Origin of the sequence: Anoxybacillus pushchinoensis (genome assembly GCF_900111795.1) — a bacterium.
GTDB classification, from domain to species: Bacteria; Bacillota; Bacilli; order Bacillales; family Anoxybacillaceae; genus Anoxybacillus; species Anoxybacillus pushchinoensis.
Window position 1 is genome coordinate 52885 of the sequence record NZ_FOJQ01000010.1, and the last position, 10241, is coordinate 63125.

A 10241-nucleotide genomic window follows, 5' to 3' on the forward strand; every position below is an offset into this window, starting at 1 on the left:
AGTGGAAAAAGTGGAACCATTCGTTGTTCATAAAGGAAAAGTAGCGGGGTTAGATCGTGCCAACGTGGATACGGATCAAATCATTCCGAAGCAGTTTTTAAAACGAATTGAACGAACGGGATTTGGTAAATTTCTTTTTTACGATTGGCGTTATCTCCCTGATGGTACGCCAAATCCACAGTTCGAATTAAACCGTCCTGAAAATGAAGGAGCGACAATTTTAGTCGCCAATGAAAATTTCGGTTGTGGTTCATCGCGCGAACATGCTCCGTGGGCGCTTGCTGATTACGGCTTTCGTGCTGTTATTGCTCCTTCATTTGCGGATATTTTTTACAACAACTGTTTAAAAAATAGCTTACTCCCTATTAAGCTATCGAAAGAAGACGTTGCGTATTTATTGAAACAGGCGCAACGGTCAGACTATGAGCTCACCATTTCGCTTGAGCAGCAAGTCGTCTTTGATGACGAAGGATTTACAAGCGCATTTGACATTGACCCGTATCGAAAACAGCTTCTTTTAAAAGGTTGGGACGAAATCGACTTAACGTTCGTGTATGAGCCGCATATCGTTGCTTATGAACAATCGCGCTCTTGACAAGTTGTCAAGGGCGTTTTTTATTGAGTTTATAGGCAAATGTTGTTAAACTGAAAAATAAATGTACATGAAGGTGGGTACAAGTGAAAAATCGAAAAGTCATTCCGCACCCCTATATTAAAGAGCGGTTGTTGGCTGAAGGAATGGATGCGTTAAAAGGAAAACGATACAAGGAAGCATATACGTATTTTACACAATTGCAGCAGTTCAATTTGAACGACGATGATGTGGACATGGCGCTCGTCGTTTGCCTGTTTGAAATGGGACGAATCAAAGAGGCGAAAGAAAAGTGCGAACAGCTGTTGGCGCGTGGAACAGGGGATTGGACAATATACATTTCTATGCTCGTCCATTTGCAGCAGTACGATGAAGTGATTGCAGTTATTCAAACGTTGCAACAAAAAGGAATCGACTGCACCTCATTGTTACCGCTTTTGCATTTTAGTGAAAAAATGGTTCGCTCACATCAGGAACAAAAGAAAAAACAGTACGAAGCCATTTTCGAAAGCGATCAATGGACAGCCCAACTTCACGTCCTTCAGCAACTGGAGCGGAATGTTGTGTTGCATCTTGTTCCTATGTTTGTTCGCTATTTGCGCGATGAAACGAACCATCCCGCTGTAAAAACGACAATATTGCAGACGTTAAAAAAAGAACAAGTGACGAAGCAAATGACTGTTAAAAAATTTGGCCAAACGATGACTGTTGTTCCAGCTTATCTCGATGAGCGAAAACAAGAACAATTTTCAGAGCAAGTGCTTCACATCGTCGATCAAACGTGGGCAAAGCAAAATCCGACGATGTACGAGTGGAGCAAGCAAATATGGATTCGCTACATGTTTATGATATATCCATTTCTACCAGAACAGCCGGTACAACAATGGGCAGATGCCCTACATATATATGTTCAACAATGTGAAAATGGCGAAATGATATGTACACATCCGCTTGTTGCCAAACTTTATGAGGTAGAAAAATTGTGGCTTTCTGTTGAAAGTATATGATTGTATGGTATAATATAGTGGTTGTATTACACATAAAACCGTGTATGCCTACATATATGTAGTTCATTTACATGAATTTTTGAAGTTGGAGGGAAATGAGCATGTCGGCGAAATGGGAAAAACTTGAAGGTAACCAAGGCGTTCTTACAGTTGAAGTAGACGCTGAAAAAGTGAATGAAGGATTAGATGAAGCGTTTAAAAAAGTAGTGAAAAAAGTACAAATTCCAGGATTTCGTAAAGGAAAAATTCCTCGCTCTCTATTTGAAAAACGTTTCGGCGTTGAGTCATTATACGCAGATGCGTTAGATATTTTATTGCCAGAGGCATACGCAAAAGCTGTTGAAGAAACAGGCATCGAGCCAGTCGATCGTCCAGAAATCGACATCGAGCAAATAGAAAAAGGAAAAAGCTTAATTTTCACTGCAAAAGTAACTGTGAAGCCAGAGGTTACACTTGGCCAATATAAAGGTCTTGAAGTTGAAAAATTGGACGATACTGTAACAGACGAAGATGTGGAGCAAGAATTAAAACGCCTGCAAGAGCGTCATGCTGAGCTTGTTGTGAAAGAAGAAGGAACGGTAGAAAACGGTGATACAGTCGTCATCGATTTCGAAGGATTCGTTGATGGTGAGCCGTTTGAAGGTGGAAAAGCAGAAAACTATTCACTTGTCATCGGTTCAGGCACATTTATCCCAGGATTTGAAGAACAATTAATTGGCATGGCTGCTGGAGAAGAAAAAGATATTGAAGTAACATTCCCAGAAGAATATCATGCAGAGCAATTAGCTGGTAAACCAGCGGTGTTCAAAATTAAATTGCATGAAATTAAAACAAAACAACTTCCAGCACTTGACGATGAATTTGCGAAAGATGCAGATGAAGAAGTAGAAACATTAGATGCCCTAAAAGAAAAAATTAAAGACCGCTTAACAAAAGAGAAAAAAGAAGAAGCAGAAGCTGCACTTCGCGATGCCGTTGTTCAAAAAGCGACAGAAAATGCGCAAATGGACATTCCAGAAGTGATGGTGAAAAATGAAACAGATCGCATGATTCGCGAGTTTGAACAACGTTTACAAATGCAAGGATTAAATCTTGATTTATACTACCAATTCTCTGGACAAGATGAAGCAGCACTTCGTGAACAAATGAAAGAAGAAGCAGAAAAACGTGTTCGTGTAACGTTGACGCTTGAAGCGATTGTAAAAGCAGAAAACATCGACGTCACAGAAGAAGAAGTAGAAAAAGAATTGCAAGAAATGGCTAACTTATATAACTTATCAGTAGATAAGTTAAAAGAGCTTTTAGGCACAGTAGACGGCTTAAAAGAAGATTTGAAGATGCGCAAAGCGATCGATTTCCTTGTTGAAAACAGCAAAGTTGTTGCATAATGAGAGGAGAAAGAACAAGGTGCCACACGTGCCTTGTTCTTTCCACATATAAATCACTATGGAAGTTTTCTAACTTTTCACGCACATTTGCATTTTTATTGGCATACTTTTAAAGATTTATGATAAAATGACGAATACATAACGTTTTTTCATTTTTATGTACATATGATCGTAAAGGAATAAGGGGTGAAAACATGTTTAAATTTAATGATGAAAAAGGGCATTTAAAATGCTCGTTTTGTGGCAAAACGCAAGAACAAGTGCGCAAGCTTGTTGCTGGCCCAGGCGTATACATATGTGATGAATGTATTGAATTGTGTACTGAAATTGTGCAGGAGGAGCTTGGATCGGAAGAAGAAGTAGAATTTAAAGATGTGCCGAAACCGAAGGAAATTCGCGAAATTTTAGATGAGTACGTCATCGGACAAGATGAGGCGAAAAAAGCGCTTTCTGTGGCAGTATACAACCATTACAAACGCATTAATTCAAACAGTAAAATTGACGATGTTGAATTAGCAAAAAGTAACATTTTAATGATCGGACCGACAGGAAGTGGAAAAACGTTGCTCGCTCAAACGCTTGCACGCATCTTAAATGTGCCATTTGCGATCGCTGATGCGACATCGCTAACAGAAGCCGGGTATGTAGGTGAAGACGTTGAAAATATTTTGTTGAAGCTCATTCAAGCTGCAGATTATGATATTGAGCGAGCAGAAAAAGGAATTATTTACATCGATGAAATTGACAAAATTGCGCGGAAATCAGAAAACCCTTCCATTACGCGCGACGTATCTGGTGAAGGGGTACAGCAAGCATTATTAAAAATTTTGGAAGGTACTATCGCGAGTGTGCCGCCACAAGGGGGGCGCAAGCATCCGCATCAAGAGTTTATCCAAATTGACACGACAAACATTTTGTTCATTTGCGGGGGAGCGTTTGACGGTTTAGAGCCAATTATTAAGCGTCGACTCGGTAAAAAAGTAATCGGTTTTAGCTCTGATGTGCAAGCTGAAGTTGAAGAAAAAGATTTATTATCGAAAGTGTTGCCAGAAGACTTATTAAAGTTCGGGTTAATTCCAGAGTTTGTTGGTCGTCTTCCGGTGATTACAAGCTTGCAGCCGCTTGATGAAGACGCGCTTGTTGATATTTTAGTGAAGCCGAAAAATGCGCTCGTGAAGCAGTATGAAAAAATGCTTGAGCTTGACGATGTTGAACTTGAATTTGAAGAAGAAGCGCTTCGTGAAATTGCCAAACGCGCGATTGAGCGGAAAACAGGGGCACGCGGATTGCGTTCAATTATTGAAGGCATTATGCTCGATGTTATGTTTGAATTACCGTCGCGTGAAGATGTGAAAAAATGTGTCATTACTGCACAAACGGTACGCGGAGAAAAAGCGCCGCTTCTCATTTTACAAGATGGAACGGTCGTCGAGTATGAAAGAAAAACGTCCGCTTAAGTTTAAAATCGCCTTTCGATGAGAAAGGCGGTTTTTTTGTTTATTTCTGTTTTTGTTCGGAGATACTATGCGTACAATACATACGCAGGAGGAACGAGCATGAATTGGACGAATATCGCATTAATGATTCAGTTGTTTTTCGGGATCGTGATCGGCCTATACTTTTTAAATTTATTAAAAAGCCAACGAACACAAAAAATTTCGATCGATAAAGAAGCGAGAAAAGAGATGGAGCAACTTCGGAAAATGCGTTCCATTTCATTAACAGAGCCGCTTGCTGAAAAAGTGCGTCCAAAAACGTTTGATGATATTGTCGGTCAAGAAGATGGGATAAAAGCGTTAAAAGCTGCGTTATGTGGACCGAATCCACAACATGTCATTATTTATGGGCCGCCTGGCGTTGGAAAAACAGCAGCGGCTCGTCTCGTATTAGAAGAAGCAAAAAAAAATCCGTTATCTCCGTTTCGAAAGGATGCTGTATTTATTGAATTAGATGCAACGACAGCACGTTTCGATGAACGGGGCATTGCTGATCCGCTCATCGGTTCTGTACACGATCCGATTTATCAAGGAGCGGGGGCGATGGGACAAGCAGGTATTCCGCAACCGAAGCAAGGGGCGGTGACAAACGCCCACGGTGGTATACTATTCATTGATGAAATTGGTGAATTGCATCCCATTCAAATGAACAAGTTGTTGAAAGTGTTAGAAGATCGCAAAGTATTTTTTGAAAGCGCGTATTACAGTGAGGAAAATCCAAACATTCCGAATCATATTCATGATATTTTTCAAAACGGATTACCGGCTGATTTTCGGCTCGTCGGCGCTACGACGCGCACGCCAAATGAAATACCGCCAGCTATTCGCTCACGCTGTATGGAAGTATTTTTTAGAGATTTAGAACAAGAAGAAGTTGCCCAAATTGTGAAAAAGGCAGCAGAAAAAGTGAATCTTCCAATTGAAGAACAAGCGGTAAATGAGCTAGCGATGTACGCGCGCAACGGAAGGGAAGCGGTCAACACGTTGCAAATTGCGGCGGGTATTGTTATTTCGGAGAAACGGTCTAAAATTTTACGTCAAGACATTGAATGGGTCATTCAATCGAGTCAATTATCACCACGTTATGAAAAAAAGGTAGGGACAGAAGCGAAAATTGGATTAGTGAACGGACTAGCAGTTCACGGTCCAAATAGCGGGGCGTTATTAGAAATTGAAGTTGCCGTATTGCCAGCAAAAGAAAAAGGAACGATCAATATGACTGGCATTGTGGAAGAAGAGCAAATCGGCGGACAAGGGAAATCTATTCGGCGAAAAAGCATGGCGCGCGGCTCCATTGAAAGTGTGATTACCGTTTTACGCACGTTCGGCGTTCCTGCTGACCAATATGATATTCATGTGAATTTTCCAGGTGGTGTTCCAATTGACGGCCCCTCTGCTGGGGTAGCGATGGCAATAGGCATTTACTCAGCTATTTATCGTTTACCGATTGATCCGACGGTCGCAATGACGGGAGAAATTGGTGTACACGGCAACGTTAAACCAGTTGGTGGTATTTTCCCGAAAGTGAAAGCGGCCAAACAAGCTGGAGCGAAAACAGTCATCATTCCACGTGACAATATGCAATCTATTTTAAGACAAGTGACAGAAATTGAAATCGTTCCAGTTGACCATATCGGTGATGTTCTTTCTTTCTTATTTCGCGAACACGTTCGTTCTGTTCCAATGCGTCACCATGTGCCGAAAACAGAACTTATGTGAAAGCAGTCGACTTCAACGGAGCGTTGAAGTCGATTTTTTACGATGAAAGATTTTACAAACTCTATAATGTACTATACAATAGGGCAATAGAAGTATGATGGAGGTGCGGGTTGTGGCGAGAAAGAAAAATAAAGTGATTCCACTCTTGCCGTTAAGAGGATTACTTGTGTTCCCGACGACAGTATTGCATTTAGATGTTGGACGGGAAAAATCCGTGCAGGCGTTAGAAAAAGCGATGGTTGAAGACAATCTCGTGTTGTTAACGTCGCAAAAAGACGTACAAATTGATGATCCGGAACTTGAAGATTTATATGATATGGGGACGGTTGCGCGGGTGAAGCAATTATTGAAGTTGCCGAACGGGACATTTCGTGTGCTCGTTGAAGGAATATCGCGCGGAAAAGTATTAAAATGGGTAAGTGAAGATCCTTGCTATGTCGTGCAAATTGAACAGTTTACCGACAATGAAAAGGACGATATGGAACTTGAAGCATTGCGCCGCACAATGCTTGAGTATTTTGAGCAATACATAAAGCTTTCTAAAAAATTGTCCGCTGATATTTATACGTCTGTCATGGACATTCAACAAGCGGGGCGAATGGCGGACATTATCGCTTCTCATTTGCCGTTAAAACTTGAAGAAAAGCAACGGTTGCTTGAAGCGGTTGCTGTGAAAGAACGCGTTCATCAAATCATTCAAATTCTTCATAACGAAAAAGAAATTTTGCATTTAGAAAAACGAATTAGCCAACGCGTGAAACAATCGATGGAGCGGACGCAAAAAGAATATTACTTACGCGAGCAAATGAAGGCCATTCAAAAAGAGCTTGGTGAGAAAGAAGGAAAAGCTGGCGAAATTGAATCGTTGCGCGAGAAAATTGAACAAGTAGGTATGCCGGAACACGTGAAAGCAACTGCATTAAAAGAGCTTGAACGCTATGAAAAAGTGCCGGCCGCTTCTGCAGAAAGTGGAGTTATTCGCAACTATTTAGATTGGTTGCTTGCGTTACCATGGACGAAACAAACAGAAGATATTCACGATATTCATCGCGCTGAAAATATTTTAAACGAAGAACATTACGGGCTCGAAACGGTAAAAGAGCGCGTTCTTGAATATTTAGCTGTGCAACAACTGACGAACTCGTTGCGAGGTCCAATTCTTTGTTTAGTTGGCCCGCCGGGAGTTGGAAAAACATCGCTCGCTCGTTCGATTGCAAAAACGTTAAATCGACATTTCGTTCGTATTTCGCTCGGTGGGGTGCGAGATGAATCGGAAATTCGTGGACATCGCCGCACGTACGTCGGGGCTTTACCAGGTCGTATTATTCAAGGGATGAAAAAAGCTGGAACGATTAACCCTGTATTTTTACTTGATGAAATTGATAAAATGTCGAACGATTTTCGCGGTGATCCGTCTGCGGCGTTACTTGAAGTATTGGACCCGGAACAAAATCATTCATTTAGCGATCATTATATTGAAGAGCCGTATGACTTATCGAAAGTGATGTTTATTGCGACAGCGAATACGCTCGCAACGATTCCTCGTCCGCTGCTAGATCGAATGGAAGTCATTACAATTCCGAGCTATACGGAAATTGAAAAGCTTCATATTGCAAAAGAACATTTATTGCCAAAACAAATGGAAGCGCACGGTTTGCAAAAGCGTATGCTTCATATGCGCGATGAAGCGCTCATGCAAGTCATTCGCTATTATACGCGTGAAGCAGGTGTGCGGAATTTAGAACGCCAACTGGCTTCCATTTGTCGCAAAGCTGCCAAAACAATCGTATCTGAGGGACGAAAGCGCGTTGTCATAACAGAAAAAAACGTTAGCGAATGGTTAGGAAAGCCGAAATATCATTACGGGCGAGCTGAAAGTGAAGATCAAGTTGGCGTGGCGACAGGGTTGGCGTATACAGCGGCTGGTGGAGATACGTTGGCAATTGAAGTATCGATTGCTCCTGGCAAAGGAAAGCTGACGCTGACGGGTCAACTAGGCGACGTCATGAAAGAATCTGCCCAAGCAGCATTTACATACATTCGCTCGAAGGCGAAAGAATTCGGAATCGATCCAGAGTTTCATGAAAAGTTAGATATTCATATTCATGTGCCAGAAGGGGCGGTACCAAAGGATGGGCCTTCGGCAGGAATTACGATAGCGACGGCGCTCATTTCGGCGTTGACAGGAAAACGAGTGAGCCGTTTTGTCGGTATGACGGGTGAAATTACATTGCGCGGTCGTGTACTTGCGATTGGCGGGGTAAAGGAGAAAGTATTAAGCGCCCATCGCGCAGGGTTAAAGAAAGTCATTTTGCCGAAAGAAAACGAAAAAGATTTAGAAGATATTCCAGAGGTTGTAAAAAAACAATTGCAGTTTGTTCTCGTTTCACATATTGATGATGTACTTGAACATGCTTTGGTAGGTGGAGAAAAATGAAAATTACAAACGTAGAAATGGTCATTAGCGCTGTGAAGCAAGAACAATATCCAGCAGGCCAGCTCCCAGAGTTTGCGCTTGCTGGGCGCTCAAACGTCGGAAAATCGTCGTTTATTAATAAAATGATTAACCGAAAAAATTTTGCGCGCACTTCGTCAAAACCTGGAAAGACACAAACATTGAACTTTTATCGCATTAACGATGCGTTTTATTTTGTTGACGTGCCGGGATATGGATTTGCGAAAGTATCAAAAACAGAACGCGAAGCATGGGGGAAAATGATTGAAACGTATTTTACGACACGTGAACAGCTGAAGGCAGCGTTGTTGATCGTTGATTTGCGTCATCCTCCAACGAAAGATGATGTGATGATGTATGAGTTTTTAAAACATTACAACATTCCGACGCTCGTCATCGCAACGAAAGCGGATAAAATTCCACGCGGGAAATGGCAACAACATGAGAAAGTCGCCAAAGAAACATTGCGTCTTATTTCAGATGACGAACTTATTATTTTTTCGGCTGAAACAGGACAAGGGAAAGATGAAGCGTGGGGAGCATTGCAAAAATGGATGTAAAAAATGTGGGTGATTGACCCACATTTTTTGTATAGTTAGCCTTTTTTTATGAATAATAAGTACAATCCAATCAAAATGAACGACAATGGCCAAATATGAATGAGTGAATCAAACGTTACGGATGTAAACACTTGTTGAAGCCGATGTGAAAATAAAAAAATGATCGACAAAACAAAAAGTAAAACGGTAGGAAGCAATGCTTGTTTCGTTTTTATGTACTGTAGCAACAATCCGAGCGCGATAATAAAGGTGACCATGCTTATATGATCCGGCCATGATGAAAGGCGCGAAGCGAGATGAAAATGAACGCCAATTCCTGTGAACACAACGCCGGGTAAAATAGCGGAGTAGTCTTTTCCGATGTACGCTTGACCTAAAAAAGCGATTCCGGTAATGAACAACAACGTTGGCCACGTATGGAAAGATGGAAAAAGTGAAAATCGCTCAAGTAAAAAATACATCCCAAAACCGATTAAGATGATGCCAGAAAAAATACCACGTTTTTTCATTGAAAATCCCCCAATTCCATGCGACACTTAAAACAGCATCTGTTCCTAGTTTACTAAATGCGCGCCATTTAAGAAAGATCGAAAGTTGTCAAATTGTATTCACAGTTTATAAGGAAAAAACAATGTAGACGTGCTATAATGAAATGAGATGACTTTAAACTTCGAGGTCAACAACCCAACGACTAAAGTCATGGGCTTGTAAGCCCCATGTTGACCAGACCAAGGCTTGAAACAGAGCCTACGTTATAGATGTCATGACACGTTCGGGTGCTTCTCCAGCCCGTTCCTCTGTCGTGCAAGGTTAAACAAGCGTGGTGGGTAGCGCTAGTGTCTTGCACATAACAAGCATCTATAACATGGTCGAGGAGAATATGACCTGCTTTATGCAGAGGAAAGGGGAGAACCCTATGGTTTTTGTGTTAGACACAAACAAACGTCCGCTTGCTCCTTGTCACGAAGCAGTTGCAAGAAAGCTGTTGAAACAAGGGAAGGCGGCGATTTACAGGCGATTTCCA

At 41.5% G+C, this 10241-nt stretch carries 9 protein-coding genes; 8 read left to right on the forward strand and 1 reads right to left on the reverse strand.

Annotation, left to right across the window (positions count from 1 at the left end; translation table 11 throughout):
* Nucleotides 1-10 precede the first annotated feature (10 nt).
* The 7 genes from leuD (at nt 11) to yihA (ending at nt 9217) form a co-directional block, all read left to right on the forward strand.
* The gene (gene leuD / locus BM213_RS04640) at nt 11-595 is read left to right on the forward strand and encodes a 3-isopropylmalate dehydratase small subunit (RefSeq protein WP_003396425.1); all 585 of its coding nucleotides are present in this window, start codon (nt 11-13) and stop codon (nt 593-595) included.
* A gap of 83 nt (nt 596-678) precedes the next feature.
* On the forward strand, nt 679-1599 hold the full coding sequence (locus BM213_RS04645; RefSeq protein ID WP_091701447.1) for a DUF3196 family protein: 921 nt from the start codon (nt 679-681) through the stop codon (nt 1597-1599).
* Nucleotides 1600-1700: 101 nt separating this feature from the next.
* Nucleotides 1701-2987 carry a trigger factor gene (gene tig, locus BM213_RS04650; RefSeq protein WP_091701450.1) on the forward strand — a complete coding sequence of 429 codons (1287 nt, stop codon included), beginning with the start codon at nt 1701-1703 and terminating at the stop codon, nt 2985-2987.
* 194 nt (nt 2988-3181) lie between these two features.
* Complete coding sequence (gene clpX, locus BM213_RS04655) at nt 3182-4444, forward strand: ATP-dependent protease ATP-binding subunit ClpX (RefSeq protein WP_091701453.1); 1263 nt, start codon at nt 3182-3184, stop codon at nt 4442-4444.
* Between the two features lie 99 nt (nt 4445-4543).
* The gene (gene lonB / locus BM213_RS04660) at nt 4544-6202 is read left to right on the forward strand and encodes an ATP-dependent protease LonB (protein WP_091701455.1); all 1659 of its coding nucleotides are present in this window, start codon (nt 4544-4546) and stop codon (nt 6200-6202) included.
* A gap of 97 nt (nt 6203-6299) precedes the next feature.
* Nucleotides 6300-8639 (forward strand): endopeptidase La, encoded by a 2340-nt coding sequence (gene lon, locus BM213_RS04665; RefSeq protein ID WP_208601867.1) that lies wholly within the window; start codon nt 6300-6302, stop codon nt 8637-8639.
* A complete protein-coding gene (gene yihA, locus BM213_RS04670; protein ID WP_091701461.1) occupies nt 8636-9217 on the forward strand; it encodes a ribosome biogenesis GTP-binding protein YihA/YsxC in 582 nt (193 codons plus the stop codon). The genes lon and yihA overlap by 4 nt, the downstream gene beginning before the upstream one ends.
* A gap of 35 nt (nt 9218-9252) precedes the next feature.
* On the opposite strand, the gene BM213_RS04675 is transcribed toward yihA, so the two are convergent.
* A complete protein-coding gene (locus BM213_RS04675) occupies nt 9253-9726 on the reverse strand; it encodes a LiaI-LiaF-like domain-containing protein (protein WP_167357372.1) in 474 nt (157 codons plus the stop codon).
* Nucleotides 9727-10133: 407 nt separating this feature from the next.
* Between BM213_RS04675 and BM213_RS04680 the strand changes: the two genes are divergently transcribed.
* Nucleotides 10134-10241, forward strand: a 108-nt coding sequence (locus BM213_RS04680; protein WP_208601868.1) for an RRXRR domain-containing protein, incomplete at its 3' end; no start/stop codon positions are given.

Coding starts and splice junctions, on each gene's coding strand:
- tig (WP_091701450.1), top strand. CDS start 1,701: ATGTCGGCGAAATGGGAAAAACTTGAAGGTAACCAAGGCGTTCTTACA.
- clpX (WP_091701453.1), top strand. CDS start 3,182: ATGTTTAAATTTAATGATGAAAAAGGGCATTTAAAATGCTCGTTTTGT.
- lonB (WP_091701455.1), top strand. CDS start 4,544: ATGAATTGGACGAATATCGCATTAATGATTCAGTTGTTTTTCGGGATC.
- lon (WP_208601867.1), top strand. CDS start 6,300: ATGGAGGTGCGGGTTGTGGCGAGAAAGAAAAATAAAGTGATTCCACTC.
- yihA (WP_091701461.1), top strand. CDS start 8,636: ATGAAAATTACAAACGTAGAAATGGTCATTAGCGCTGTGAAGCAAGAA.
- BM213_RS04675 (WP_167357372.1), bottom strand. CDS start 9,726: ATGAAAAAACGTGGTATTTTTTCTGGCATCATCTTAATCGGTTTTGGG.